This is a genomic window from Bacteroides sp. 3_2_5, from assembly GCF_000159855.2.
In the GTDB taxonomy this organism is placed as follows: Bacteria; Bacteroidota; Bacteroidia; order Bacteroidales; family Bacteroidaceae; genus Bacteroides; species Bacteroides fragilis.
This window is the reverse complement of record NZ_JH636043.1, coordinates 1-25,126: the sequence shown is the minus strand read 5'-3', so window position 1 is coordinate 25,126 and position 25,126 is coordinate 1. Positions and strand designations below refer to the sequence as shown.

Here is a 25,126-nt window from a genome sequence, read left to right as displayed (position 1 = left end):
GTAAGCGGTCATTAAACTAGCAAAGATTATTCTTATTATACAGTTGTTTTCCCAGATTTACAACTCCTAAATGTTGAGCAAGTAATGAATAGGAAATAACTTGTGCCATATTACAAACGAAGTATTATCAGATTAATCTTGGTCTTTGTTTTTTCTTTTTCTTGGTTATCAGTTCTTGTTGTTTATCCGTTGAATTAATATCTGTAGTTGATAGAAGTGTGGAAAATAGAGAAGATAATCCGAAATTGGTCGAATTAGAATCATACTTATTTTCAAGATTGTTTTCTTGTTGATTTGTAAATATGTTTTCAATCATGTCGGCTTGCTTATCTGTATGTTTACATATTTGCATACTGTCTTTCTTTTCACTTGTAAAATTCTGTTTAGGGGTGTTCTGCTCTCGTTTTTGAAGTCGTAGTTTATTTGTGATGGTGCTATTCTTCATGATGTTGTAATACTCGAACGCTTCGGATAATTGTCTATTGTAATTAAACAGTTTATCAAATCCTTGTTCTGCCTGTTGGAATAGGTTCACTCGGTCAAAACCACCTTTTATCACTCCGTTCTTGGTATTTTTGTGATTGGTAAGTGGTGATAGCTTCTTTTTATTAGACTGATCTTTCCGACTTACAATTAAATGACAGTGCATATTCAACTCATTGTCGGAACGGCTACGATTAAAATGAATTTTTCCGTAAAACTTTATATCCGAGGCGGATAGCTCTTTATTAAAATTTTTGGCATATTCAGGAATAAACACTTCACGAATATAGCGTTTCATTGCTTCGGCTTGTTCCTTCTCTGTACTACCCATTGCTCGGAGTTCCTTTTCCGATGGGCTGACGTGAGTGGCATAAAACTTAGCATCCGTTTTTAAGAGTTGCCCGATATTACTATCTATATCTTTTATAACCATTGATTTATAGATGTTATCATCTGTCAAATTGAAAAAGCCTTCTGTATAGATATCCTTTTCCATTCGTTCTAAATCCTCATGTTCTAAATAATTGGCTAACTGCCGGCTACTGCCTGCATTATTATATGTACCCTTCGATGGTGGGGCAAAATCTATGTGCATAGCTCTATATATTTATCAGATTACTGATTTCTGCTTTCATGTTCTCTTTCCTTTTGCTATCCATTACTCCACAAGCAGAAAGTTCTGAATAGAGTTGTATTAAGTGAAACAACTTTTTATAATCTCGTTGGTGTATCTGGTAAAGTGCGTTAATCTGTTTGGACTGACTGTTTATCACATCAGCATGATTACAGAACTGTTCACTTAACTTTTTAAGTACGGCTGTTTGTCTCTCCTGATTGGCTTCCAGTTGAGAGAGAATAAGAGTCTCTAAAGTTTTTCCGATAGCATCAAAACGCAAAGCGATAGAATTAGTTGTCCGTATCATGGGATTCAGCTGTTCTTCTTCATAGTGACGAATGAAGCGGATAATATCATCTTGCCTCTTATTTATTTTCGCCAGTTCCGATTTTACGGATTCAGGTGCTTCGGATGGGTTGATATGCGCCTTATCTATATACCCGAACGCCAACTTTACAACTTCGCTCTTTTTCAGTGAATAGCGTTTGCATATCTTCTCTACCAAAGATGCTGTTTCCTTGTCTATGGAAATGGTAGTGAATATTGTTTTTCGACTGCTATTGGGCATGATAATTACTTTTTTATAGAAATATGAATAGATAAATACCTGATAATAAGCGTTGCAAAGAAAATGCTTATTACAGGTGTCATTACAGCGTGTTCTTGTAACACGCTAAAGCCGAAGGCTTTGCCCCGCAGGGCAAGAGGGAGAACAGGACAAAGTCTAGTTCCCTCTTGCTCAATTTAGCGAAACGAGCGAAGCCGGAAGGCGTAGCTGTTTCTGCTAAATTGGGGTGATAGTACAAGGAAGGAGCAGTAATGCTTCATTCCTAAATTTGCTACCTTTTGCTTTCACGGCTGATTCTCTAATTGATTGGCTTTTTCAAACTGTTTGTAGCTTTGGAAATCAGCACGTTCACGAACGAAAGACCGAATATCACCAGCACGGTAATAAGTTTTCTTTCCGATGGTAAAGAAAGGTAGTAGCCCGCTTACCCTATAACGTTGAAGAGTTCGGAAAGATACTTTCAGAAGAAAGGCTAAATCCTGATTATCGAGTATCTTTTCATTATCATCTAATACTTTATCGGTATTGATTAGGGATTTTAAGTCTTTCCCTATTTCAGTGAGTTTCTTGGATAGCTTCTCCATCCATTTTTCAAAGTTTTCGTTGTCTATATACATTTTGCTTCATTTTTTGGTGATACATTATGAATGTCAATCGATTGATGATGCAAAAATCGGCAGAATGGAGAATCAGAAAAAGAGGAGTAGTTACCTACTCCCCTGAAAATAGAATTCAAATAGTTGTAAATGAGAAAATTATAAAACCATTTTGTCTAATGTTTATTAGATCGTTTACGGGCTTCTTTGTTAATTGCATTCTTTAAAGCATCTAATGTTTTGGTCAGATTGAATGGTTTACGCATAAAAATAGCATCCAGTTTATCGTATATACTTCCAAATCTCAAATTGAAAAGGACTTCAAAACCGTGAGCTAAACGAACTAATGGGACGGGCTTTCCGTCTTTTCCGACTACTTCGCCTAAAAAAGATAACCCTATTACTATTTCAGCAATACCAATAATCCCCAAGTCCTTTGATTTAGGGATTACGTATAGATCTGATTCGAATGTTGGTGAGATAGGTGAAACAAATGATTCAGGATGCTTAATTTTTAGACTTAATAGTTCCAATTCTACATTGATAATAGCTAGCACTTTATGCAGATAAGAATTTTTAAGCGCATTTTTCCCCCTGCTCGCACTGATATAGCTCTTTTAAGGGTGCTATCTCAATACGAGTGAGATTCAGCATCCGAAAGATGTTGGAGTTATCTTTTGAATTGCCAATTGTTGCTATGCACCTGATAAATTCGTCATAAGCGTCTTGCATTTCTGTGTCAGTTACTTTTTGTGAGGAATCAGTCAATAAGATGATAATCCTCGTTTTTGATAAATCATTCATAAGCATGAAGTGTTTAATAATTAATGAGTATTAATAATCAGACTAAAGTCTGTTACATGTTGCTGAATGATTTCTGTATATCTTTAAAACATGAATCCAATCTTTATTGAAATAGCATTATGGCTTAGCTTCTCTGCAAACTCGGCTGTAAACAATGATTGCTTTTGCGTTTTCAGTCGTTCAAATTTCTGGGATTCATATCCTAAAGCCAAGAATAACTTCTTACTTTTACAAATAGAATATTCTACCCCAGCAGACGGATTCAGATAAAAACCTCCATTAGCATTTTTATTCGGTGCAAAACTATATCCAACGCCACATTCTATATAAGGAGTGAACTTTCTAGGTTTTATGATTAAAAATTTTGTATCGGCAAATAACGGGATCAGAACTTTCTCATAAATAGATAATCCTGTCCCGACACCGACAGAGAACCGTTTGTTGATGGCATAATAACCCAGAACCTGTAATGAAAAAGGAGTAGCTGCTGGCTCGCTCATGTCAATACCTGTTCCTACACTTGTTGCAAAAGTGAAGTGTTCTTTCTTTTGGGCTGTCGCCATTGCAACAGTACAGCTTGCTATAATTAGTAGAATAATCTTTTTCATTGGATCGTTACAGTTATGCGTTTTACAATGTGTAAAGCTGTTGTAAGCCCGGATGTATCTTCATTAATCTCTCCCGAACTTCCATCTGGACTACTATGCCCGATCAAATTTGCTTCAAATGATTTTTCTCCTGATAATAAATCGACATTGGCAGTATATACAATCGCTGGTTGTCCACTTCCTTCTTTACCACCAGAATAGTTGCTTTCTCCTTCTTTGGCTAATTTGGGAAAGGCTTCATTGAAATCGGTAGAGTGATTGATTTCTATTTTTACCACAAATTTCTTTAGTGCTGTTGTCGGACTTAATTTGATATCAAAACTTCCATGTGGGGTTGCCCCTGATATGCCATCTGTTAATGGTTCTTTCTTTGTGGGCAAATAAAGTCCATCATCGTATTTTATTCCACGTGAATAACACCAATGAGGTAGAGCTTCTTTTCGTCGGTTTCCTCCCGATGCTTGCCAAGATTGAGTGGCGATCTTATGAGTTACATAGACCGTTGAAAGATAATTCCCTTGTGTATCTTCCAACCAGACAGCAATTTGAGGTGGGTTCTTTTTGTTGATACCTAAGAACAAAGGAAAGTCATGCAGCCATTGTTCACCCTGTTCGATACATACCTTTACATCTCCTTTCTCATACTCAATCAATTCCTGTTGGCAGGAACAAAGGCTGACAAGCCATAAATAAATCAATGTCAATCCCATTTTATTCATATTAGTTTTATTAAATTGTTATTTTATCATTGTTACTAACCGGGAACATAGTAAGCAAAAAAATATTAGACTAGTAATGTTTCAATCTTTTTACGGGGAGAATAAGGGATTTGCTTTGCATAACCAATTCTCATTATTAATGTTGGGTGTTCCTTATTGACAGGTAATTTCTCTCGTAAGTCAAAAGCTAATGCCGCAACTTCACACGGCTGATTCAAAAAAGCATAAGAAATCCCGATCTCAGTTACTTTTAACAGAAAGCGTTGGAGTGTTCGCCCCAAGTTAATCCACTCTTCAATTGTATCTCGTTGTGTGGCGCATACAACAAAATGCGAGGAAGAATCTATTTTCTTTCTATCCGATTTGTTTTGCGCATTAGGTTTTAAGAATAAGCTAACTATGGGACGTGCTAATATTCTAGGAAGTGGTGGATTTCCAAAAACCAAATAACTTAGCCCGTTATGTGTAGCCTCAACTTGTTTTTTATTAAACCTCATCCACGAAAGCAATTCATTTTTGAAAGCAATGTCAGCCATTTGAATTTCATTCCCTTTCATTATGTATTGGGTTATTGTATTTGCAAATGGCGTATTTATTTCAGTAAAGTAGAATTGAATACCATTTTCTTTTGGAATGGATTGAAGTTGTTGTAGAATTCCATCTGATATTTTATTGCCATTATAGATATTGCGGTTTGTCTGTCGTTTCTCAATTTGATGGAATAGGGAATCTTCAATTGTGAGAGCATTTTTCGTTAATTCAAGAATAATTGCTTCTATACTGCATTCTATTATATGGGTAGTGTAACCGAAATAGCTGGCAGCGATGCATAAGTTTTCAACAGCACAGCCTAAGCTAATAAATAACTCACGATTGTTTCTATCAACGACAGGTAACGCTACATCTAAGTTGGGGAGAACCGTAATAGTACTGTCCGTAATATGAAACTTCCAAGGCTGTGTGTTATGTCCCGAAGGAGCTTTAGAAGCATAACTGGCTATTTGTATGAAATCAGTTTTCATCTTGAAATACCTTATTTATTAAAACTTCAATTCCTTCGTTTATCTGTTCCCATCCTGAATTCTCATTCAAAGGAATGCCATTGTAAACCGGACAAAAATCTTCCAGCATTACCAAATAAGTAATTGATGCTGTCAGCATAGAGGCTATCGCTGCAATTTCCTTTTGGGGATGTCCTGTTAGTTCGCTTACTTTCTTTACAAGGTCTATTCCTACTTTTTCCCGTTGCTCTCTTAGCTTTACAATCATATCATTATTACAAGATAATTCCCAGCGATAAAGCCTTTTCAAAGTAGGATTATTCCTTAATTGCTCAATCTGTCCTTGAAACATACTTTTCACGAATGCAGGTAGTTTTTCACGGCTGGGATATTCAAGAGGGAAATTGATCCAAAAATCATGTTGCCGTATGTAAGCAGCCATAAGTCCCTCTACCGAACCAAAATAACGGTATATCAATATCTTTGAAACACCTGATTGGGTAGCTATAGCGTTAATGCCGATTTTTTCGAAGCCATCTTCGGCAATCATTTTACCGATAGTATCTAGCAACCGCTTTTCGGTAGCTTCCCGATCTCTTTCTCCTGTTATGCTTTTTCCTTTCATTTTACGTGTTGTTACTATTCGGGAACAAATATATGTTACTTGTCGGAAACATGCAAATAATATGCTTGGTAAATTTGCAGTGGTAGAAAGTTTTTTGCTATCAAGCCAATGCTGAACTTACTATGCCATCCTTAGACAGTTTAGAAAACGGCTCTTGATTCTTCTTTCATTTGCTGGTGAAATAGAATCAACACGTTTTATAAACCATTTAAAAGTAAAAGTATGGAGGTAGTAACCATTGAAAAAAGAACATTCTTGTATATCTGCGAGAGGTTCACGGAGTTTGCTAAACGAATAGAAAGTTTGTGCAATACTCATACTCAGGAAGTCGAAAACTGGCTGGATAGTCAGGAAATGTGCCTGTTGTTAGGTTTTAGTAAACGAACGCTGCAATATTATCGAAGTAGTGGGCGACTGGCTTATTCTCAAATAGGAAGCAAGATTTATTATAAGTCTTCTGATGTGGAAAGAATTATTGCGGATAGTGAAACACAAAATCAATCACTCAAACAAGCCACGCCTTATGAAAAGAACTAAAGAAAATTATCCGTCTTTCAACCTGTTTTCCATTGTTGGCACATGGGAAAGCATTAATCTGAATCCTACGGTTATCATCTACCGGAACGACAACGATTATCTTCTCTCTATTATCTATGTATCGGAAACCACCAAACAGGCTTCACCTGCCACTTATGAAATACAGAAAGAAGGTAGTCTGTATTTTATAGCTCCTGCTCCTAAACGGTTTTATATAGATTATGATCCAGTGAAAGATGTGCTTAATCTTTCATCACTTGGTGACTATCTGCGAAACTAATCAATCAACCAGCCAATTATCTAATTGATTAGCCATCTAGTCATCTTGAAATCAATGTTTCATACTTCAAAAAATTAATGTTTAAAGTTACTGAATCGTGCAGAATAGCAGGAATTAAACGATAAGACAATCAACGACTTATGATACAATTCGTGGACACTTTTTTCGAGACTAAAATTGTCCACGATTTAGCACTACGGAAGTGCGTAATTCTGCCCAAAATATGCGGATTAGGGGAAAAAGAAAAACCCTGAAATGTTTAATTTTCAGGGATTTACCAAATTTGAAGTCTTTTAAAAGTGGTGCCACCAGCAACCGAAAATCGGCTTGTATAGCACTGTTTCTCAACAAGTTATATCTTTATTACGATGTTAGTCCCTTGAATAAGGTTTTCACATTTTTGCACCGTTCAACACAATTTTGTGTCTTAGGTTCGATTTCTGCGTGCAAAGGTAGATATTTATTTGGAATTATCAATGTTTTCAGAAAAATATTTTAAGGACTGAATCGCATTTATTTAATTGAAAATTTCCAATATATGTTTTCTTTAAAATGAAAAATTGCGTTATGTCTTGATAAATAAAGTATTATAACATCAAAATGTAATAAGTTACAAATCTTCATTTTTTAATAAATTTCGATGATTACGCCCCCATTCTTCCATTAAATCTATAATAGGCAGTAAACTTTTCCCTAAATCAGTAAGAAAGTATTCGACTTTCGTAGGGATGACAGGATATACTACTTTACGCACGATACCTATATTCTCTAATTCATTCAGTTGTTGTGTTAATACTCGCTTATCAGCAATGGGAATAGCACGTTGTATCTCAATCGGACGATGTTGCCCTTCTCTTATACGGTTTATAAGCCACGGTTTCCATTTTCCCCCAATGATATTCATTGTTACTTCTATTCCACATCCTAAATTTATAGGTATTTTCCGTTCGTACATAGTCTTTTTTTTGCAAAGGTAATGCAAATTTCTAATAATCAGAAAGTGATAAATTTATCACCCTCTGAAAAAATTATCCCTTATTGTTAATTTCTTATGTGAGCTATAATTTTGCACAAAAAATTAATGAGAATGAAAAGAAAAGCTCTTTTTGAACAAGTTAGTTTTCCAAAACTGACGCTAAAAAATAGATTTGTACGTTCCGGGGTTTGGATGGAAATGACTGATGAACAAGGTCATTTAACCCCTGATTTGATAAATGTGTATAAAGCCTTAGTGGATGGCGGTGTTGGTTTCATCATTACTGAATACGCTTATATAGACATTAATGACCAGCCGAATCCTCGCATGATTGGCATGTATGACGATTCTTTTATTTCCGAATGGAAAGAAGTTATAGATTATGCTCACGCTAAAGGAGTGAAAATTGCATGCCAAATTGCATCGGGGGGCTCTCAAAGTGGTTTAGTCGCTTCTAAATACCGCCGGATGATAGGACCGTCAGCCGTTTTAAACAGGGTAACAGGCATTACGCCAGAAGAAATGACTAAAGATGATATTTCGCATGTAATAGAGTGCCACAAAAGAGCAGCTTTAAGAGTGAAACAAGCAGGTTTTGACGCTGTACAAATTCATGCTGCACATGGTTATCTACTTAGTCAGTTTCTTACCCCTTATTATAATAGAAGAAAGGACGAATATGGCGGCTCTATACATAATCGTGCTCGTCTTATTTATGAGGTCGTTTCAGAAGTACGTTCCGCTGTCGGTGAAGATTTTCCCGTTATGATAAAAGTAAATTTTGATGATTATATGTCTGCCGGAGAAGGTCTTTCATTTCCTGAATCACTTGAGATATTTAAACACTTAGATACGTTAGGACTTGATTTTATAGAACCAAGTGGAACTAATTTATCGTCAGGTAATGGGATAACTCAATCTTTTCCGCACATTGCACGCTCCATAGAGAAACAATCTTATTTTAAAAAGCAGGTATCTGAAATAGCCCAAAATATTCAAACCCCATTGATTCTTGTTGGTGGAAATCGTAATATTGCTGTCATGGATGATATATTAAACAATGATAATATTCCTCTTTTCTCTTTGGCTCGTACCCTATTTTCCGAACCTGATTTAATTAATAAATGGGAAGATAATCCAAACTATACACCTAAATGTATATCTTGTAATAAATGCTGGGAAACCATACCAAATTCTTGTATTTTAAATAGAAAACGAAAATGAAAAAGATGTTATTATTGGCTTTAGTTGTGATATTAGGAACAACTTTAGTCGCAGTGGGACAAAATGCAGAAAATAAAAAAGAAGAAAAAACAGAATGCTGTTGTGAGAAATGTTATTGCAAAGAATGCTTGTGCGGAATAAATTGTACGGAGTGCAAAACATGTCTAAAACATAAGGAATGTGCAGATTGTATGAATGAGAATAAATGCAATGATAGTATTGTATATAAATATCGCAGGTATTGTGAACATGATAATCACTGTAATTATGGACATTCCTATAAAGTGAGAAACAACCGTAGATGTTGTCACTAATAAAGAGTTTGGCAAAATTCAATTTGTTCAAATAAAGGTTATTTCCAAAATAGCCTTTAAATATAAATATTATGAAACAGTTATTACAACAGAGATTTTTTCGGCTATTGTCGGAATACTCGCAGCGCAAAGTTTCTGCATCTGAGTTTGTAGAAGCTATCGAGGAATTGGCTACGCATGTAGCCAATTTTAGTATTAATGAACAGGATTACAGCGTTTTGCTCCGCTATTTTTCCTTTGGTTTACACCGTCTTAAATCGTATCGTGTACGGTTTGAGCAAGAAAAAAATGCCCTATTTACATTTAATTGATGAAGCGATAGGGCTTTTAAACACTGAAATACGCCTTATCGAATGGCGTATCAAGTACCCGGAACAGCTACAGCAACGTGCTAATAAGCAATCTCTTTCACCTCTCTTTCTCGCTGACAAGACAACCCTTATCAACATCATGGAAATGGTAAGCGGTCTGTTCCTCTCCAAAGACATCGTATATCAGAACGGAAAACCCGCCTATTTGGTGGACTTATCCAAAGCCTTTGAATGGCTGTTCAATATCAAGATAGGCGACTGTTACCAAAAACATGAGGATGTGATAAAGCGGAAGCCGGGCAAACTGACCGAGTTTCTTAATGGACTGGCAGAGCTTATCAAAAAGGAACATGACAAAAAAGGATATAGATAATCAACGACTTATGATTTATTTATAGGGGATTCCATTAGTTCCCCCGTAATTTCTTTGCGCTTGTTTTCTGAACTTTGCTTCATCAATCGATTGACAAACAATAATGTATAATCAGAAAAATGAAGCAATCATGTATATAGACAATGACGATTTCAGCGTATGGATGCAGAAGCTGTACGCCAAACTGGAAGAACTCTGCAAGGATGTACGGGTACTGCGCAATGCCGACAGGGTACTGCCGGAAGATGACAACCTGCTGGATAATCAAGACTTGTGCCTGTTATTCAAAGTGAGTATCAAGACTCTGCAACGCTACCGGGCTATCGGTGCGCTACCATACTTCACAATCAGCGGAAAAGTGTATTACAAGGCTTCCGATGTCCGGGAGTTTATCAAAGAACGGTTCAGTGTTACCACGCTGCGCCAGTTCGAGAAAGAACACTGCACGAAGAAAAAGAAGTGAGTTAAAAAGCCGGGGCGGTTCTGCTCCGGCTTTGCTTTGGTTTATGGCTTGCCCAACTTGTCGGCTTCCTCCTTTAGCTGCTCGGCTTGCTCGTTCAACAGCCTTGCCCGTTCCAACGTTTCTGCCTGCTTCCTGCTACGGTATTCAAACCCTTTCACCGAATCGGTCAGGCTTCGGACGAAAGCGTTATCCCGTTCCCGGCTGAACTTCGTTTCCAGCAAATCAAGGCTGCTACCGTCTGCTTTTCCTTTCATCAGGATATAGCGGTATTTTATATCGTTGTCCTGTAACCGCTGCATCCGTTCCGTAAAACGAACATTCAGGATTAGCGAAGTGATACAGATAATAAACCCTGTTGAAAGAAGAAAGAACTTAGGTTTCAGATAGGGAGTTACCCGGTATGTCAGTTTGCCGTACCATGAAACGGGCGTTACTTCTCCGGTCAGTGCTGTATCATCAACCGGGAATAATACTTTTAACCGCTCCTTGAAATATCGGTGCGAGGTCACGATAAGCCCCTTAATATCTTCAAGGTCTTGTTTTTGGTTCTCGGACTGCCCTTTTCTGATACTGCCGATTTGGTTCAGAATCTCCTGCACCGTGTTTTCAGGAATGCCGGATTTACTTTGCATATCCGAAATGCGCTGTTCGATAACGTCCAGTCGGTTAATCGTTTCCTCTCGGCTGGCTGGTGTTACCTGCTTCTCCTGCCGTTCTTTCAATTCCGTAACCATAGAGAGAAGCCCCTCCAAAATTAAATTATCTTTCATGTCCTATAATTTTAAGTGTCGTTTCTTTTTCCTCTTTTTTCTTTCATTGGGATTGTCGGGCGTTTCATCAGCCGGAGAGGATGAAGCGGAGAACAGACCGCCCAAGCCTGCCAGTAACGGACTGTCAGCTTTGCCCGGTGTCCGTGCTGGCTCCTGAACAGGTGCGAAAACCGTCTGTCGGTTGTTTCCGGCAGTGTTCAGTCCTGCATACCCGAAACACTTATCCAGTTTGGAAAAACTGAAACTGCGGTCTATCTCCGAGCCTTTAAACGTGTATTCACCTTTGGAAAAGGATATGCCCTGTATTTCGCTTGTCTGTCCCTTGTATTTGAACCGGATAGTAATACCCTTTTCCGCTAACCGCTGCTGCAACTGCTGCCAGTTCCTTGATTTCCCAATTTCATTCTTTACAGCGTTATAAATCTCGTATTTGGATTTGTCCGGTTCTCTCAAACGGTGTTGCTTTACATGCTCTTTGCCTTTAGCGAAATAAAGCCCGTGTTTGGCTTTCAGCTTCTTGCATACCTGTTCGTTGCGGTACATATCGTTCCTGTCCGAAATGGTCTTGCCGTTGTTGTCTATGCGGTTGAACACGATATGCACGTGTGGGTGTTCCCGGTCTTGGTGGCGCACGATGATGTACTGTGTATCGGTGATTTTCATTTCACGCATGTACTCCTGTGCAAGCTGTATCATTTTCCCGTCTGTCAGCTTGGGTGCGTCCACCGGGGAATAGCTTAGTGCAATATGTCCGACAGGCTTTTTCAGGTCGGGGTTCATCCCGGCTTGCAGTATGAAACTGCGTATGATGTCCCGGTTGCTTTCGGCTAACACTCCCTCCGCATGAAGCAAAGCTGCCTGTTCCTTGCCGAGTACATAGTTCACGCAGCCTTTAAATCCGCTTCCCTTTTTTATTTTTCCAATCATCCGACAACTGGTTTATGATTTCAACAATCCTGTTTTTGAGTTTCACCAGTTCCACCGCCACCAGTGCGAACCCTCCGGCATTCGCCCGGTGCGCCAGTTGGTTGATGTTGTTGGCTTCGCCCGCCAGCTTGCGGATAGTGTCCGCATCCTGCCTGTTCAGCCGGGGCGTTATCTCTGCCGAAACGACAGCCTGCCGGACGTACTCGCTGACACGCAGCCCGGCTTCGGTGGCTCGCTTCCTGATTGCGTAAAACTGTAACTCGGTCAGCTTCGTGCTGACTACCCGGTTCTGCTTGTCTATCCGGCTTTTTGCCGGGCGACCTCCCGGTTTGTTCCTTATTTCTATCATACGTTTTTGCTTTTAGGTGGTATCTTAAAAATTGCGACCAACGGGAGAAATTTTCTTTGCTGTCAGGCAAAGCAAGGTGTTTCGGTTTACCGAAACATAACCTTGCTCTCCCTAATCACACAGCCTGCCGCCTGTTCATGCCGCCAGTCTTGCAGGTCACATCCTTAGCCCTCTCTTTCTTTTTTCACCCGGATTTTGTCTGTTATCCTGCTCCGGCTGGGGCTTGTCGGCAACTGTCAAGTCTTGGGATTGTTTCACTTTAAGACTACGCAAATAGTCGTTCAGGTCATTGTGACCGCTGTACAGGTATGATGCGTCACGGACACGCCATTTGTATTCCTGCCTTATGGCTTCAACCGCTTTCCTGCCTGCCTCGTCATTGTCAAGCATACAATGTATATGCCCGTAACCAGCCAACGGATATAAGGCTTTATCCGTGTTGGCGGTGGAGTTCAGGATAACGTAGTCCTGCCAGTCGGTGCAGGACATGTTCGGGCTTTTCTGTTGCCGGATAGTGAGGAACGAGAGGAAATCCAAAAAGCCCTCGAACACAAAACAGGTATCTCTCGGCTCTCCCTGCTGCCGTATATGGGTAATGTCTTTCGATGTGCTGCCCTTGAAACGGGGATTGCGAAGCTCGTAACCTCCTGAATCATTCTTGAACGCCAGCGCAAAATAAGGCTTTCCACCGATGCGGTAATACATTTCCTGCACGTATGGGGCTGCCGTTCCGGGAGAAATCCCCCTTTCCTGCAAATAGCGCATGAGTGCCGGATTCTGTAACGGCTGTATTCTGCGTATTTCTATCGGGCTGGTAGCCTGCCTTTTCGTGTCCCTTTCAGGCAGGTCTTTCCCGTGAAAGGAAAAAGAGGCGGTGTTGCCCTGTTCCAGTCGGCAGATAGCGCCGTAGGCGTTGCACTGGTGCTGCTTCATCACAAGGTCGATGAGCGTCCCGCCCTCGCCAGTTCCGTAGTCACACCACAAATTGGCGTTATAATCCACCTTGAAACTTGGCGTGTTGTCCTCCCGTAAGGGGCTGCGGTACATCCCGTAACTTCCTTTTTCCGTGACTGGCTGGATTCCCAAAAAGTTCAGGTAGTCTTTGATACTGATATTGTTGGCTTCCTTGTAGGTCATAATCTTTATTTTTGATGTTGATAAATTGCAGTAGCACAGTAAGAAGTCAGTAAGAAGAAAAGTTACTATGTTTCTGCGCACAATTCTTTTTCTTTCAGCGGATTATCCCTTATGCAGTAAGATAAGTAAGTTCTTTCTTCAAAAGAAGATAGAAATATAACCTTGATATTTTCTGCGTTTTTTCTTTTTCCAAACTTTTCCAAAAGTTTACGGTTTTATCTTACTGCTTACTGCGCTACTGTTAAATGTTTGATATACATACTATAAAGTGAAAATACATCTTACTGTGGCGGTTACTGCGTTACAGTAATAACCAATCGTAAAATGACCGTGCTAACCGTAATCGTCATTTGTAGAGGATGCCGGGACTGGCTTTATTCTGTACCCATATACCGAATAATTCTGTTTGTTGATGCGTTTCTGTACCCGTTTGAACCCGGCTTTACGTAACGCTTCCCCCAGCCGTTTTTCAGATAGCTGCATGGCGCATATATCCCGTAAACGTGCCAGTATTTGCGCTGTTGTCATAAAAAAATGGGGTTCTTCTTCCTCTGTCGGCTTCTCAAAATATTGTGTCAGCATTTCAAACTCGATTGTCTGCACCTCAAATTCTGCATTGTTCAGGTGCAGTTCTCCAATCTCCGCATCATTGAACCAGTAGCGCACGCCCTGACGGTACAGGTACATGATTTCGGAATAGACGTTATCCATGTGAATACTTTCTGCCGTGGGCTTGTCTATGTGCAGGACTTCAAACGGCAAAAAACGCCTGCTACCTGTCGGGTCGGTCAGGAACTCGTTGCCGTTCACCGAAGCCATGAAGCTGGCGAGGTGGGGGTATTCCTCTATGTAAACATCATACGGTCTGCGGTATTTCACCGCCGGGGTGGTGATAAGGTTCTTCAATGCGTTCTCGTTCTGCTTGTTGAGCTCCTTTAGCTGGTCGTCAATGTTGATGAACAGGTATTCGGCTATCAGTGTCAGGATGTCTTTGCCCTGCGGGTCTATCTTTCCGGTAAACAGGTAGTTCTTAAGCGGTGTCGGGCAAAGGTTGTCCAGCCACCACGATTTGAACTGCCCCTGCCTGTCCCCGGTCAGCACCAAACAAGTATGGTTCTGACACCCCGTGTCGTTCATGGCGTTGGCTACCACACCGATAAGCCATTTCGTAAAATATTCCTCCCATTTGCCGGGGTTGGCTACCTGTACCGTGTTCAGGAGTTTGCCGATATGCCCGTGTTCGGTTGGATTGAGAAGCGGCAGGGCGTTGAAGTATTCCCGTATGGGATGTACCTTTCTTGCGAAATCGCTTTCCAGTATGGTACGGATGTTCTCGGCAGAGGTGACAATACCAGCGGTCGCATCCAGCCTGCGCCTGAACGAGTTCAGAACAAATTTCGTAACGGGCTGGTACAAGCCCGAAGAACTTGTAGCCCGGTATTCCGTCCGGCTCTTTACGGTATTGAACCGGAAATCGTACAGGACGTTCAACAGGCTTTCGATGCGCTCGTTCTTGGACTGCCGGCCCTCGATGTGCCGTGTATCATCACTTCTTTTCTTTTTCATCGGGAAGTCTGTTAGAAGCCGGGACATACTGCTGCTGCATCCACTTTTTGAGTTCCTCCATGTCGAAACGCAGGGTACGCCCACGCTTGACACATGGTATCAGTCCCTTGCTGGCTAAGTGGTACAGGTAATTGACCGAATACCCGGTTATGCCGCTGGCAACGGATATTTTGACTAACACAGGCTCTTTTCCGTCCTGCCGTTCTTCGGGCTGTGCGCCCATGACCGGGGCAATCATCTTTTCGATGTTCTCCAGCCGTTTGAAAATTTCTTCGAAAGGATTATTCATAGGTGCTTGTTTTTTGAATTAGCACCACAAATAAAATAAGAAAAATCGGTAAAAAACAAAGCGTCAGCCGTTTGGAATCGCTTTGCTGCGCTCTGCACCAAATTAATGTCGGCAAATAGAAAACGGCTTTGTGTTTATTACCTTACTTATTTAGAAAGTGGGGGAAACCGGGATTTCTGTTCTCTTATTGTTTCTTTCCTGTTCGCTTGGGGCAGTGGTGGACATTTTCAGACACGCAAGGTCATTTGAGGACAGAAAGAAACAACCTGCCGTTCAGCCTTATATATTTGCACCAGTGAAGAAAAACGGAGTATTGACAAGAATAAATGTATCAGTTATGGAAATAGTGACGATTGAAAAGAGAACCTTTGAACTCTGGAAACAGAGGTTTGAAAATTTTGTGGGGCGTGTGGATGCGCTCTGCGTGCCTTTACGCAGGAAGCGTGACAAGTGGCTGGATAACTGCGAGACCTGCCGCCTGCTGAACGTTTCAGCCCGGACGATGCAGACCTACCGTGATACGGGGAAACTGCCTTATTCGCAGATTAACAATAAGATTTATTACAAGGCTTCGGACGTGGAAACATTTCTGCTTAACCAAGTAAGGGACAATTCTAAAAAGTAGGCGTATGGATTTGATAACGAAAGATTCCGATACTACGCTGGTACTGTTTTCCTCCCTTGACAGGGTGCTGGAAAATGTGGAGTACGTGGTAACGAACTATCGCCCGGTATTGAACGGTGAACATTACCTGACGGGCGATGAAGTGTGCAGGCGGCTTTGCATCAGCAAACGGACGTTGCAGGATTACAGGGACACGGGGCTGCTGGGCTACGTGCAGCTTCCGGGAAAAATCATCTACCGGGAAAGTGACATCATGGATTTGTTGGAAAGGTTCTATCAGAAATGAAATCTTGAAAACATGGAATCTTGTTTTATTGCTTTCTTGAAATATTGAAGTATTGAAATATAGCTGTCTTGTTTTCTATATTGTTTGGTTGAAAGCCAGCAATCACGGTTTCTTGAAAACGGTGTTGCTGGCTTCTTCGTGTTTATACGGATAGCTGTTTCTCAACGGCTTGCATATCCCTTAGTATCGTTTGGTCTAATACCTTTGCGTAGTGCTGTGTCATTCGGGTGGATGAATGCCCCAGCATTTTAGCCACGTTCGGCAGTGACACGTTGTTAGCCAGTGCGATAACCGATGCGAAACTGTGGCGGGCTGTGTGCGTGGTCAGGTTCTTTTTGATTCCACACAGGTCGGCAATCTCTTTCAGGTAACTGTTCATCTTCTGATTGCAGGGAACGGGCAACAAAGTTCCTTTATCCATGCAGTAGGGGTTATCCTTATATTTTTCAAGTATCTGTTTGGAAATGCTCAAAAGCGGGATGTTACAAAGGTTGTTTGTTTTTTCACGGGGTTTCACTATCCACAGGTTGCCGTTGCTGTCCTCTGAAATGTGTTCGGGGCGCAGATTATACACGTCTATGAATGCCAGCCCGGTATATACGCAAAAGATAAAAACATCCCGTACCAATTCCAGCCGTTCAATCCTGAACTCTTTCTGCCATATCCGGTTTATCTCGGCTTGGCTTAGGAACTGTTTGTTTACCTCTACCTCGTGAAACTTGATTCCGGCAAATGGGTTCTTTGTCAGCCACTCGTTGGCAATGGCAAGGTTTATCACTTTCTTGAAGCATTTCATGTACCGGATAACGGTGTTCTGTGCACAATGTTTCTCCGTCTTTAGGTATAAATCGAATTTACGCACCAGTTCCCCGTTTACCTCACGCAGTAGCATATCATCTACCTTGTAATCTCGTTTAACCAGTTCCATGAGATATTTAAGGCAGTTATCGTAACGTCTTACGGTGATGTCGGCGTAGTCCGTCCCGATTAGCTTCCGGCAGTTGTCGTTATGCTCCTTGAACACATTGTATAATGTCTTGAAAGTCTCGTCCTTTCCCTGATAGCGGTTCACTATGGCACGTGCGGAGATAATCTTTCCCTCCAGTTCCAAGTCTTGGTAAATCTGATAGAATTTTACACGCAGGGCGTCAATGTAATGGTTAAGTTCCACGGAGTTTCGGTCTTTGCCTGTCGATTTCTCTTTTTCCTGCGACCAAAGTGGGACTTTTACGCTCCGCTTTAGTTGAAGTTCCACGTATAGGCGGTCATAAGTGACACGCACACGCACGGGTGCTTCCCCGTTTTTTAACAGTTTGCTACGCTTGATGAAGAACAACACGCTGAATCTTTTTCTTTCCATACGGCTCAATTTTTAATGATACAAAGTTAGGAAATCGAACCGGGAACCCTGTTATGTAAAATAGTGCAACATGCTGTAAAAGAATGAAGTAAATACCTCGCAGTGGAACATTTCGGGCTTTTGAAAACAGTCCCTTGAATAAGGACGTATAGTTTGCTCTAATCCCACTGATTTTGCCTATTCTTGGAAATGAAAAATCCCCGAACTTCTTTGAAATTCAGGGATTTACATCGTTTTTCTTTCTTGAAAAGTGGTGCCACCAGGAATCGAACCGGGGACACAAGGATTTTCAGTCCTTTGCTCTACCAACTGAGCTATGGCACCTTTCTCGTTTGCGGTTGCAAAGGTAGTGAAAGTTTTTGATTTTGCAAACCTTAGGGTAATAAAAAACACTGATAAAAAGCTATTCTGCTTATTATCAGTGTTTTTCTTTCGGAATTTTTTATTTATTTTCCTGTAGGGGATTCCATCCCTGAGCTTTTAACTCGAATTCCTGACCATCGCGTGTGATCAGTGCGCAGCCTAATTCGGGCTTTGTAATATGTCCGATCAGGCGGACACCTTCCATTTCCGATACTTTTTCGTGATCGGCAATGGGAACAGTGAAAAGAAGTTCATAATCTTCACCACCGTTCATGGCACAGGTGGTGAGGTTCATATTGAACTCTTCTGCCATAACTGCAGTTTGATAATCGATAGGGATATGCTCTTCGTAGACACGGCAACCTGCTTTACTTTGAGTACATATATGCAATAGCTCCGAAGAAAGTCCGTCAGAGATATCCATCATAGAAGTCGGAACGATGTTTGCGGCGGACAGTTTCTCAATAATGTCTTTGCGGGCTTCCGGTTTGAGCTGTCGTTCCAACAAATACTCTTTTCCGGAGAAATCCGGCTGAGCATCCTGTTCGCCTTTAAAGACTGCTTTTTCGCGTTCTAACAGTTGCAGCCCCATATAGGCGGCACCTAAGTCGCCACTGACACAGATCAAGTCGGTATCTTTGGCGCCATTACGGTAAACTACTTTATCTTTGTCGGCTTCACCAATACAAGTGATACTGATGGCAAACCCTGTCAAAGAAGAGGTGGTGTCACCACCTACAATATCGACTTTATATTGTTGGCATGCCAGACGGAGTCCGGAGTAAAATTCATCCATATCTTCCACACTGAAGCGTTTGGAGAGAGCAAGTGAAACTGTAATCTGTTTGGGCGTTCCATTCATCGCATAGATGTCGGAGAAGTTAACCACAGCAGATTTGTATCCCAAATGCTTTAACGGCGTGTAGGTTAGGTCGAAATGTACACCTTCCATCAAGAGGTCGGTAGTCACCAACACTTGCTTGTCGGCAGGATAGGAGAGGACGGCTGCATCGTCGCCTACTCCATATTTGCTTGATTCATTTTCTAATTTAATTCCTTCGGTGAGATGCTTGATCAGTCCGAATTCACCTAAGGTTGCTATCTCTGTTCTCATATATCTTATTTTATGATAAGGAAGTATCTATGCACGGTTTATCAGTTCGCGCATGATGGTGGTCATTTTCGGTTGGGCAGCATCGGCTGCTTTCTGAACTTCTTCGTGTGATACTTCTACAATCTTTCCTTCTACCCCAAGATCTGTTACGACGGAAATGCCGAAAACTTTGATGCCGCAGTGGTTGGCTACAATCACTTCGGGGACAGTAGACATTCCTACCGCATCAGCTCCTAAGATATGGAACAGTTTGTATTCTGCAGGTGTTTCGAATGTGGGTCCCTGTGTACCGATGTATATTCCGTGCTGTACTTTAATGCCTTTTTCTGCTGCAATGGCATCTGCCTTGCGGATCAGTTCCTTATCGTATGCCTCGCTCATATCCGGGAAACGGGGGCCGTACGGGATGTTTTTACCACGTAACGGATGTTCGGGGAAATAGTTGATATGATCAGTGATAATCATTAGATCACCGATTTCGAATTCAGGATTGGTGCCTCCACTGGCATTGGACACAAATAATGTTTTGATACCCAGTTCACGCATCACGCGTACCGGGAAAGTCACTTCTTTCATAGAGTAACCTTCGTAGTAATGGAAGCGTCCCTGCATTGCCATAATCTCTTTATTACCCAATTTACCGAAAATAAGCTTACCGCTGTGCCCTTCTACGGTAGACACAGGAAAGTTGGGGATATCTTCGTACTTTATTTCATACTTTTCCGTAATTTCGTTTGCCAGACTGCCAAGTCCGGTTCCCAGAATGATTGCTGTTTCAGGACTTGTGTGCATCTTTCCTTTCAGGAAGGCTGCCGTTTCTTGTATTTTCTCTAACATAGCCAATAATGTGTTGGTTAAAATTATCTTGTTGATTTTGTAATATTTCTACTTCAATGGGTAGGGCATAAATAAATGGTTTCAGCCCTTCATCCAGCTCCTGATGACATATCAGGCGTGTCGCGTCTTTTTCGGTTGTGACAATCAGGCGTTGCCCTTTTCTTAATTTACCGAATCTCTCTTTTATTTGCGCCAAGTCTCGCTGGCTGAAATTATGATGATCACTAAAAGCGAGTAAGTCGATGTTCCGTGTATGTATTTCCAATTCACGGATGATCGTATCGGGAGATGCAATGCCGGTAATTAGCAGTATCTGTTCCTCTGTCTGTAAAGAGGATAATTTTCTCTCTTGTACAGTGGCACAATCGGGAAAGACTGCCCGCAGGTTTCCGTATCGGAAAGACGAGAAATATAACTGCTGGTAGGGGAACAGATTCAACCTTTTCTTAATAATATTGTAGTCAATAGGTTTGATATCCGGCGGACATTTGGTTACGATGACTATCTGTGCCCGATTTTTGCCTTGTGCAGACTCCCGCAAGCGTCCCGCAGGCATCAAGGTGTCATCGCAGAACAGACGGTGATAATCTGTCAGAAGAATATTTAGTCCTGCTTTCACGTATCGATGTTGAAACGCATCGTCCAACAAGATAACTTCGACCGGAGGCTCTTTAAGTGTGAGTAACCTTTCGATGCCATGGCAGCGGTCTTCGTCAACTGCTACCTGGATATCGGAGAATTTCGATTGTATTTGATAAGGCTCGTCGCCAATACTGCGGGCGTCACTTTCTGCTGTTGATAGTACGAATCCTTTGGTATGGCGCTTGTACCCCCGGCTTAATACAGCCACTTGGAATTCATCATGAAGCAACTTTATCAGATACTCTGTGTGCGGCGTTTTACCCGTACCGCCCACTGCGATGTTCCCGATACAAATAATAGGAACATTAAAACTCTTTGACTGAAGTTTTCCCCAGTCAAAGAGTTTATTTCGTAATGCTACTCCTGCTCCATATAACCATGAAGCCGGATATAGCCATTTATGTATCTTGATAGAGTTTTCTTCCATGCAGTTTGCTATTTCACATTCAGTTCAAACGGAACGCGTGCTTGAATCATGGCGCGTTCTTTTATATTTTTCAGCAGGCTGAAATCTTTATAATAGTCTCCCAGTTGACTTTTCAGCACTTGGGATTCTACATAATTACCGGGTTGTACATCAAACAATGTAGACAGAATATCCTTTTTGGCAGGATAGGATATAATGGTGTATCCTTTTAAATCGGCTTTTTGTGCAGCTATTTCCAGTGCTTTACCTATTCCACCCAATTCGTCTACTAATCCGATTTTTTTAGCCATCTCTCCGGTCCATACACGTCCTTCAGCTATTTTCTCAATTTTATCTTTAGACATATGGCGTCCTTCGGCACAACGACTTACAAATAAATCATATCCTTGGCCGATCATCATCTGTAGCAAAGCTCTTTCATCGCTGTTTACCGGGCGCATCAGATTGCCGAAGTCTGAGAATTGATTGGTTTTTACTACGTCATATGTCAATCCGATTTTTTCGGTTAATCCTTTAACGTTCGGAATCATGCCGAAGATTCCAATAGAACCCGTCAGAGTGGTTGGCTCGGCTATGATACTGTCGGCAGCACAAGAGATATAATATCCACCGGATGCGGCATAGTCGCCCATTGAGACGATGACCGGTTTCTTAGCCTTCAGCTCTTTTACGGCATGCCAGATCTGTTCGGACGCAAAAGCACTTCCTCCCGGAGAGTTTACGCGTAATACAACAGCTTTTACATCGTCATCTTCTTTCAGTTTACGCAGGTCACGAATCATTTTGCTACCTATAATACCTTCATCAGACGCTGCTGATCCGGCATAATCGGTTATCTCACCGGAAGCATAATAAACAGCCAGAATATTCCCGCTCTTGTCTTTAGGAACATTCTTTTTAATGTTAACCATCTCTTCAAGTCCTAAGATGGGCAGGCGATCGTCCTCGTCGATTTTTACAAGTGTTTTCAAATAGTCGCGTACGTCATTTTGATAAATCAGCGTGTCGGCCAGTCTGCATTTTACGCTTTCGTCTGACGGATAGAACATCAGCATGCGGTCAGCATACATATTCAGTGAATCTTTTCCTATTTTACGTGAAGCGGAAACACCATCCAATATTTGATTCCAGATAGAACCGATGAAAGCTGTAACCTGTTCCCGGTTGGCTGGAGACATCTCTGTGGCGGTGAAAGGCTCCACTGCCGACTTGTAAGTACCTACCTTGAATACCTGCATCTCAATTCCCAGTTTCTGTAATAGATCTTTATAGAAAATAGGTGCTGAAGCGAGTCCGCGCCATTCGATCATGCCTTTGGGGTTGAGCATCACCTTGTCGGCAACACTCGAAAGATAATAAAGTCCTTGCGTATAATTGTCGCTATATGCTACGATAAATTTGCCACTCTCCTTAAAGTCATCCAATGCTTTACGTATCGCCTGTAGCGAAGCGTACGAAGCATTCAGCCATGAGGCTTGTATATAAATGCCCTTGATGTTATCATTTTCTTTAGCTTTCTTGATTGAAGCCAGTATATCGTCCAGTCCGTATGTATCGGCTGTTTCACCGGTAAATTTACCCAGTAAACCTTCTAAACTCTCCTGAGTGCGCTCAACCAGTGTACCTTTTAAGTCGAGCATCATCACAGAATTCTTCTTTACCACAGTTTCTGTATCCGATGACGAAATGATTCCAACAAGCGTTACGACTCCGATAATGAATAAAACAATGCCCGATAACACGATGCCGGTCACTGTAGCAAGCGTAAATTTAAAGAAATCTTTCATTGTACATATTGTTTTTATGCCAGCTCTTTTAAAGCTAACAAAGATAAATAATTGAGTTGAAATTCATCCCATAAGTCGCATAGTTTTTTGTTTTGTCACGGTTGCGACATATAAAATGTGAATATTTGAGTATAACCGGGGAGTAAAGGAGAAGTTATTGTATGGAGATAAACAATAAAAAGAGGAAACAGCCTCAGGTGGGGTATTTCCTCTTTCTATTTCTGAAGAAACTAATATTTATTTCTTAAGAAACGATTCTTTCATTCTGGCAATGTCAGTCAGATAATCCTGTAGGTCTTGTTCATGCTCTTCTTCTTCAGCTAAAATATGCTTTGCGATGTCGCATGTAGTGTAGTCTTTACCGTTTGTAAAGTTAGCAATCTCCTGATAACGGAGAATTGCGCAACGTTCGGAAGAGACGTTCTGATTTAACAGGCTGACAGAATCGAATGCTGTTGGAGAATCGTATTTACAACGAGCCAGTTCAAACCATTTTTTCGGATCGAGTACCGGAACTCCTTCCAATTCTATGATTCGGTCAGCAATCAATTGTGCGTGATGACGCTCCTCTTCAGCATGTTCTTCGAATTCCCCTTGTACATCAGCGCGCATAGCACCTTCCACTACCAATGCACCTACCCAATATTGATAGTATGCCAACCATTCTTCAGATAATGCAGCATTCAGCTGATCAATCAAACTTTTTACATCGAGCTTTCCTTGCAGGATTTTTACACTTTCTTTAGCCATAATTCTTTTGGTTTAGGTTATAAAAATTAAGTTGGTTATGTAACATGGGGTAGGGGATTTTGTTTTCTGAAAGGGTGATTTTAACAGGAAGACATTTGCTTTAGGAGCCGGTTTCGGGAGCGGGTGGGGTACTGTGCTCCGGCTGTTTCCTTTTAGTTTCAAACCAAGGTCCTTTACCTTTTAAATCAACGCCCTCTTGGTTTCAAACTAACATGTCTTTGGTTTGAAAGGTAGCCTTCTTCCGTTTCCGCCCCGAACTTCGCTGATGAAAATATTGTGCAACTTAGCTTCCCGGACCGCAAATGCGTTCTTTCGGATTGCCCCTATACTTGCCCTAATCGCAACTATCCCTTTCTACCCGCGACTTATCCCTTTTTCCAGGAAAGACCCCCTTTTTTCTCTATTTCCTTCATTCTCAATCTTTTTTCTCCTTTTGTTTTTCCTCTTCCTATAACTTGATTTAACCTTCTGTTAAATCAAGCCTTTTGTTTCCAAATAACAAGTCTTTTCGAAGCCAAAGCTTTGTTCTTTCCGCCCCTGAAATAAATATCTTCCCAACCGCATTAACAATGTTAACGCGGTCTTCCGTTCAATTTTTGTTTGATTCCTGTCTGATTCCCGCCAAGGTCCCACCGAGTTTTTTGCTTAAACCCCGTTTAATTTCCGTCAAGTTCCCGCTAAATTCCCTATTTTCTCCTCAATTTCCTCCCGCAAACACTTCTCCTTCCCCCTTTCTCGGCAAATCCCCTTTTCCCTCTCCCCGATAAATTTCCCCTATATAATATAATAATGTGTATCTTTCCTTCCCCGGCCTTTCCCTTTTCCATAATCAATTATCAGAACCTTCCTCTCCCTCAGCCCTTTACGTTTTTATTCAAAATATTTTCAAAAAAATCCCCTTTTATATTTGTCTCTTATCTCCTAATGCCTTACTTTTGCATCCGCTTTCCAAGAGACGGAAAGTCTTTAGATTTTGACATGTTGCAACGGCGTAGGATTTGCCTTAAAGAATAACAAAAATAATTTCCTTTTTATTTGGATCATTATTATAAAAGTCGTTATCTTTGCAGTCCGATTCGCAGAGCGAGGGCCTTTGGCTGTCTCTTCTTTCCCTTTCGCACAGAGAGGCTTGGAAATAAAAGACGGGCATTGAAAAAAAACTTCCCAAAACATTTGGCAGTTTAAAATAAACCCCTTACCTTTGCACCCGCTTTTGAAACGAAGCTGAATTTAAAAAAGAAGAGTTCTTTGAAAAATTGATAAACAATACAAGTAGTACAAGTCAAATTTAGAACCGTCAATACTTATTATATAGGTATATAAAAATGACCGTCAATAAATTTTCGACATCCTGAACAGAGCTAATATCATCCCTTATGGGATATATAACAATACTTTT

General features: G+C 41.1%; 30 protein-coding genes and 1 tRNA gene. 8 read left to right on the top strand and 23 right to left on the bottom strand.

Features of this window, described 5'->3' with window-relative positions:
• Positions 1 to 127: 127 nt before the first annotated feature.
• From BSHG_RS19780 to BSHG_RS19820, 9 genes are all read right to left on the bottom strand, one after another.
• Complete coding sequence (locus tag BSHG_RS19780) at positions 128 to 1,078, bottom strand: DUF5712 family protein (RefSeq protein ID WP_008657170.1); 951 nt, start codon at positions 1,076 to 1,078, stop codon at positions 128 to 130.
• 4 nt (positions 1,079 to 1,082) lie between these two features.
• Positions 1,083 to 1,667, bottom strand: coding sequence for a BfmA/BtgA family mobilization protein (locus tag BSHG_RS19785; protein WP_008657167.1), 585 nt, complete (start codon positions 1,665 to 1,667; stop codon positions 1,083 to 1,085).
• 284 nt (positions 1,668 to 1,951) lie between these two features.
• A complete protein-coding gene (locus tag BSHG_RS19790) occupies positions 1,952 to 2,284 on the bottom strand; it encodes a helix-turn-helix domain-containing protein (protein WP_008657165.1) in 333 nt (110 codons plus the stop codon).
• A 155-nt stretch (positions 2,285 to 2,439) separates the two neighbouring features.
• The gene (locus BSHG_RS19795; RefSeq protein WP_008657164.1) at positions 2,440 to 2,820 is read right to left on the bottom strand and encodes a hypothetical protein; all 381 of its coding nucleotides are present in this window, start codon (positions 2,818 to 2,820) and stop codon (positions 2,440 to 2,442) included.
• A 19-nt stretch (positions 2,821 to 2,839) separates the two neighbouring features.
• Positions 2,840 to 3,067, bottom strand: a complete 228-nt coding sequence (locus tag BSHG_RS19800) for a hypothetical protein (protein ID WP_005814760.1) — start codon at positions 3,065 to 3,067, stop codon at positions 2,840 to 2,842.
• An 83-nt stretch (positions 3,068 to 3,150) separates the two neighbouring features.
• On the bottom strand, positions 3,151 to 3,675 hold the full coding sequence (locus tag BSHG_RS19805) for a hypothetical protein (protein ID WP_008657160.1): 525 nt from the start codon (positions 3,673 to 3,675) through the stop codon (positions 3,151 to 3,153).
• Entirely contained in the window at positions 3,672 to 4,394 is a 723-nt protein-coding gene (locus tag BSHG_RS19810; RefSeq protein ID WP_008657158.1) for a hypothetical protein, read from the bottom strand. The genes BSHG_RS19805 and BSHG_RS19810 overlap by 4 nt, the downstream gene beginning before the upstream one ends.
• Before the next feature lie 65 nt (positions 4,395 to 4,459).
• Complete coding sequence (locus BSHG_RS19815; RefSeq protein ID WP_008657156.1) at positions 4,460 to 5,416, bottom strand: Acg family FMN-binding oxidoreductase; 957 nt, start codon at positions 5,414 to 5,416, stop codon at positions 4,460 to 4,462.
• Positions 5,406 to 6,020 carry a TetR/AcrR family transcriptional regulator gene (locus tag BSHG_RS19820; protein ID WP_008657154.1) on the bottom strand — a complete coding sequence of 205 codons (615 nt, stop codon included), beginning with the start codon at positions 6,018 to 6,020 and terminating at the stop codon, positions 5,406 to 5,408. Before BSHG_RS19820 ends, BSHG_RS19815 begins: the two co-directional genes overlap by 11 nt.
• 222 nt (positions 6,021 to 6,242) lie before the next feature.
• Here BSHG_RS19820 and BSHG_RS19825 point away from each other — a divergent pair, with 222 nt between their 5' ends.
• The gene (locus BSHG_RS19825) at positions 6,243 to 6,557 is read left to right on the top strand and encodes a helix-turn-helix domain-containing protein (protein WP_008657152.1); all 315 of its coding nucleotides are present in this window, start codon (positions 6,243 to 6,245) and stop codon (positions 6,555 to 6,557) included.
• Positions 6,544 to 6,837: a DUF3876 domain-containing protein gene (locus BSHG_RS19830; RefSeq protein WP_008657151.1), complete on the top strand. Its 294-nt coding sequence runs from the start codon at positions 6,544 to 6,546 to the stop codon at positions 6,835 to 6,837. The genes BSHG_RS19825 and BSHG_RS19830 overlap by 14 nt, the downstream gene beginning before the upstream one ends.
• Positions 6,838 to 7,447: 610 nt before the next feature.
• Here the strand turns inward: BSHG_RS19830 and BSHG_RS19835 are convergent.
• Positions 7,448 to 7,792: a winged helix-turn-helix transcriptional regulator gene (locus BSHG_RS19835; RefSeq protein WP_008657150.1), complete on the bottom strand. Its 345-nt coding sequence runs from the start codon at positions 7,790 to 7,792 to the stop codon at positions 7,448 to 7,450.
• A 132-nt stretch (positions 7,793 to 7,924) separates the two neighbouring features.
• On the opposite strand from BSHG_RS19835, the gene BSHG_RS19840 reads away from it, so the two are divergent.
• From BSHG_RS19840 to BSHG_RS19855, 4 genes are all read left to right on the top strand, one after another.
• Positions 7,925 to 9,037: an NADH:flavin oxidoreductase gene (locus BSHG_RS19840; protein ID WP_008657147.1), complete on the top strand. Its 1,113-nt coding sequence runs from the start codon at positions 7,925 to 7,927 to the stop codon at positions 9,035 to 9,037.
• Between the two features lie 385 nt (positions 9,038 to 9,422).
• A complete protein-coding gene (locus tag BSHG_RS19845) occupies positions 9,423 to 9,662 on the top strand; it encodes a hypothetical protein (RefSeq protein WP_008657143.1) in 240 nt (79 codons plus the stop codon).
• Entirely contained in the window at positions 9,616 to 10,035 is a 420-nt protein-coding gene (locus BSHG_RS19850; protein WP_032497303.1) for an RteC domain-containing protein, read from the top strand. The genes BSHG_RS19845 and BSHG_RS19850 overlap by 47 nt, the downstream gene beginning before the upstream one ends.
• 130 nt (positions 10,036 to 10,165) lie before the next feature.
• Positions 10,166 to 10,498, top strand: coding sequence for a helix-turn-helix domain-containing protein (locus BSHG_RS19855; protein ID WP_005645903.1), 333 nt, complete (start codon positions 10,166 to 10,168; stop codon positions 10,496 to 10,498).
• Between the two features lie 41 nt (positions 10,499 to 10,539).
• Here the strand turns inward: BSHG_RS19855 and BSHG_RS19860 are convergent, their stop codons facing one another.
• From BSHG_RS19860 to BSHG_RS19885, 6 genes are all read right to left on the bottom strand, one after another.
• Positions 10,540 to 11,268: a hypothetical protein gene (locus BSHG_RS19860; protein WP_008657141.1), complete on the bottom strand. Its 729-nt coding sequence runs from the start codon at positions 11,266 to 11,268 to the stop codon at positions 10,540 to 10,542.
• A 3-nt stretch (positions 11,269 to 11,271) separates the two neighbouring features.
• Positions 11,272 to 12,195, bottom strand: a complete 924-nt coding sequence (locus BSHG_RS19865) for a relaxase/mobilization nuclease domain-containing protein (RefSeq protein WP_008657140.1) — start codon at positions 12,193 to 12,195, stop codon at positions 11,272 to 11,274.
• Positions 12,161 to 12,544: a MobC family plasmid mobilization relaxosome protein gene (locus tag BSHG_RS19870; RefSeq protein WP_008657139.1), complete on the bottom strand. Its 384-nt coding sequence runs from the start codon at positions 12,542 to 12,544 to the stop codon at positions 12,161 to 12,163. The genes BSHG_RS19865 and BSHG_RS19870 overlap by 35 nt, the downstream gene beginning before the upstream one ends.
• Before the next feature lie 156 nt (positions 12,545 to 12,700).
• Positions 12,701 to 13,681: a toprim domain-containing protein gene (locus BSHG_RS19875; RefSeq protein ID WP_008657138.1), complete on the bottom strand. Its 981-nt coding sequence runs from the start codon at positions 13,679 to 13,681 to the stop codon at positions 12,701 to 12,703.
• A 333-nt stretch (positions 13,682 to 14,014) separates the two neighbouring features.
• On the bottom strand, positions 14,015 to 15,247 hold the full coding sequence (locus BSHG_RS19880; RefSeq protein ID WP_008657137.1) for a VapE domain-containing protein: 1,233 nt from the start codon (positions 15,245 to 15,247) through the stop codon (positions 14,015 to 14,017).
• Entirely contained in the window at positions 15,228 to 15,536 is a 309-nt protein-coding gene (locus BSHG_RS19885; protein WP_008657135.1) for a helix-turn-helix domain-containing protein, read from the bottom strand. The genes BSHG_RS19880 and BSHG_RS19885 overlap by 20 nt, the downstream gene beginning before the upstream one ends.
• Before the next feature lie 337 nt (positions 15,537 to 15,873).
• On the opposite strand from BSHG_RS19885, the gene BSHG_RS19890 reads away from it, so the two are divergent.
• The gene (locus BSHG_RS19890) at positions 15,874 to 16,161 is read left to right on the top strand and encodes a helix-turn-helix domain-containing protein (protein WP_008657134.1); all 288 of its coding nucleotides are present in this window, start codon (positions 15,874 to 15,876) and stop codon (positions 16,159 to 16,161) included.
• Positions 16,162 to 16,165: 4 nt separating this feature from the next.
• Entirely contained in the window at positions 16,166 to 16,447 is a 282-nt protein-coding gene (locus BSHG_RS19895) for a helix-turn-helix domain-containing protein (protein WP_008657128.1), read from the top strand.
• 142 nt (positions 16,448 to 16,589) lie between these two features.
• Here BSHG_RS19895 and BSHG_RS19900 read toward each other — a convergent pair whose 3' ends face one another.
• From BSHG_RS19900 to BSHG_RS19930, 7 genes are all read right to left on the bottom strand, one after another.
• Positions 16,590 to 17,807, bottom strand: coding sequence for a site-specific integrase (locus tag BSHG_RS19900; protein WP_008657126.1), 1,218 nt, complete (start codon positions 17,805 to 17,807; stop codon positions 16,590 to 16,592).
• Positions 17,808 to 18,058: 251 nt separating this feature from the next.
• Positions 18,059 to 18,131, bottom strand: a tRNA-Phe gene (locus BSHG_RS19905).
• Positions 18,132 to 18,249: 118 nt separating this feature from the next.
• Complete coding sequence (gene thiL / locus BSHG_RS19910) at positions 18,250 to 19,284, bottom strand: thiamine-phosphate kinase (protein WP_005789917.1); 1,035 nt, start codon at positions 19,282 to 19,284, stop codon at positions 18,250 to 18,252.
• Positions 19,285 to 19,311: 27 nt separating this feature from the next.
• Positions 19,312 to 20,121, bottom strand: coding sequence for a purine-nucleoside phosphorylase (locus BSHG_RS19915; RefSeq protein ID WP_005789915.1), 810 nt, complete (start codon positions 20,119 to 20,121; stop codon positions 19,312 to 19,314).
• Positions 20,060 to 21,190 carry a tetraacyldisaccharide 4'-kinase gene (gene lpxK, locus BSHG_RS19920; protein ID WP_008657123.1) on the bottom strand — a complete coding sequence of 377 codons (1,131 nt, stop codon included), beginning with the start codon at positions 21,188 to 21,190 and terminating at the stop codon, positions 20,060 to 20,062. Before lpxK ends, BSHG_RS19915 begins: the two co-directional genes overlap by 62 nt.
• Positions 21,191 to 21,198: 8 nt before the next feature.
• Positions 21,199 to 22,977, bottom strand: coding sequence for a signal peptide peptidase SppA (gene sppA, locus BSHG_RS19925; RefSeq protein WP_008657121.1), 1,779 nt, complete (start codon positions 22,975 to 22,977; stop codon positions 21,199 to 21,201).
• A gap of 237 nt (positions 22,978 to 23,214) precedes the next feature.
• The gene (locus tag BSHG_RS19930) at positions 23,215 to 23,727 is read right to left on the bottom strand and encodes a ferritin-like domain-containing protein (RefSeq protein ID WP_005782541.1); all 513 of its coding nucleotides are present in this window, start codon (positions 23,725 to 23,727) and stop codon (positions 23,215 to 23,217) included.
• Positions 23,728 to 25,126 lie beyond the last annotated feature (1,399 nt).

Excerpts from the sequence above, each read along its gene's own strand:
- BSHG_RS19780 (WP_008657170.1), bottom strand. The coding sequence starts at position 1,078 with ATGCACATAGATTTTGCCCCACCATCGAAGGGTACATATAATAATGCA.
- BSHG_RS19785 (WP_008657167.1), bottom strand. The coding sequence starts at position 1,667 with ATGCCCAATAGCAGTCGAAAAACAATATTCACTACCATTTCCATAGAC.
- BSHG_RS19790 (WP_008657165.1), bottom strand. The coding sequence starts at position 2,284 with ATGTATATAGACAACGAAAACTTTGAAAAATGGATGGAGAAGCTATCC.
- BSHG_RS19800 (WP_005814760.1), bottom strand. The coding sequence starts at position 3,067 with ATGAATGATTTATCAAAAACGAGGATTATCATCTTATTGACTGATTCC.
- BSHG_RS19805 (WP_008657160.1), bottom strand. The coding sequence starts at position 3,675 with ATGAAAAAGATTATTCTACTAATTATAGCAAGCTGTACTGTTGCAATG.
- BSHG_RS19810 (WP_008657158.1), bottom strand. The coding sequence starts at position 4,394 with ATGAATAAAATGGGATTGACATTGATTTATTTATGGCTTGTCAGCCTT.
- BSHG_RS19815 (WP_008657156.1), bottom strand. The coding sequence starts at position 5,416 with ATGAAAACTGATTTCATACAAATAGCCAGTTATGCTTCTAAAGCTCCT.
- BSHG_RS19820 (WP_008657154.1), bottom strand. The coding sequence starts at position 6,020 with ATGAAAGGAAAAAGCATAACAGGAGAAAGAGATCGGGAAGCTACCGAA.
- BSHG_RS19825 (WP_008657152.1), top strand. The coding sequence starts at position 6,243 with ATGGAGGTAGTAACCATTGAAAAAAGAACATTCTTGTATATCTGCGAG.
- BSHG_RS19830 (WP_008657151.1), top strand. The coding sequence starts at position 6,544 with ATGAAAAGAACTAAAGAAAATTATCCGTCTTTCAACCTGTTTTCCATT.
- BSHG_RS19835 (WP_008657150.1), bottom strand. The coding sequence starts at position 7,792 with ATGTACGAACGGAAAATACCTATAAATTTAGGATGTGGAATAGAAGTA.
- BSHG_RS19840 (WP_008657147.1), top strand. The coding sequence starts at position 7,925 with ATGAAAAGAAAAGCTCTTTTTGAACAAGTTAGTTTTCCAAAACTGACG.
- BSHG_RS19845 (WP_008657143.1), top strand. The coding sequence starts at position 9,423 with ATGAAACAGTTATTACAACAGAGATTTTTTCGGCTATTGTCGGAATAC.
- BSHG_RS19855 (WP_005645903.1), top strand. The coding sequence starts at position 10,166 with ATGTATATAGACAATGACGATTTCAGCGTATGGATGCAGAAGCTGTAC.
- BSHG_RS19860 (WP_008657141.1), bottom strand. The coding sequence starts at position 11,268 with ATGAAAGATAATTTAATTTTGGAGGGGCTTCTCTCTATGGTTACGGAA.
- BSHG_RS19865 (WP_008657140.1), bottom strand. The coding sequence starts at position 12,195 with ATGATTGGAAAAATAAAAAAGGGAAGCGGATTTAAAGGCTGCGTGAAC.
- BSHG_RS19870 (WP_008657139.1), bottom strand. The coding sequence starts at position 12,544 with ATGATAGAAATAAGGAACAAACCGGGAGGTCGCCCGGCAAAAAGCCGG.
- BSHG_RS19875 (WP_008657138.1), bottom strand. The coding sequence starts at position 13,681 with ATGACCTACAAGGAAGCCAACAATATCAGTATCAAAGACTACCTGAAC.
- BSHG_RS19880 (WP_008657137.1), bottom strand. The coding sequence starts at position 15,247 with ATGAAAAAGAAAAGAAGTGATGATACACGGCACATCGAGGGCCGGCAG.
- BSHG_RS19885 (WP_008657135.1), bottom strand. The coding sequence starts at position 15,536 with ATGAATAATCCTTTCGAAGAAATTTTCAAACGGCTGGAGAACATCGAA.
- BSHG_RS19890 (WP_008657134.1), top strand. The coding sequence starts at position 15,874 with ATGGAAATAGTGACGATTGAAAAGAGAACCTTTGAACTCTGGAAACAG.
- BSHG_RS19895 (WP_008657128.1), top strand. The coding sequence starts at position 16,166 with ATGGATTTGATAACGAAAGATTCCGATACTACGCTGGTACTGTTTTCC.
- BSHG_RS19900 (WP_008657126.1), bottom strand. The coding sequence starts at position 17,807 with ATGGAAAGAAAAAGATTCAGCGTGTTGTTCTTCATCAAGCGTAGCAAA.
- thiL (WP_005789917.1), bottom strand. The coding sequence starts at position 19,284 with ATGAGAACAGAGATAGCAACCTTAGGTGAATTCGGACTGATCAAGCAT.
- BSHG_RS19915 (WP_005789915.1), bottom strand. The coding sequence starts at position 20,121 with ATGTTAGAGAAAATACAAGAAACGGCAGCCTTCCTGAAAGGAAAGATG.
- lpxK (WP_008657123.1), bottom strand. The coding sequence starts at position 21,190 with ATGGAAGAAAACTCTATCAAGATACATAAATGGCTATATCCGGCTTCA.
- sppA (WP_008657121.1), bottom strand. The coding sequence starts at position 22,977 with ATGAAAGATTTCTTTAAATTTACGCTTGCTACAGTGACCGGCATCGTG.
- BSHG_RS19930 (WP_005782541.1), bottom strand. The coding sequence starts at position 23,727 with ATGGCTAAAGAAAGTGTAAAAATCCTGCAAGGAAAGCTCGATGTAAAA.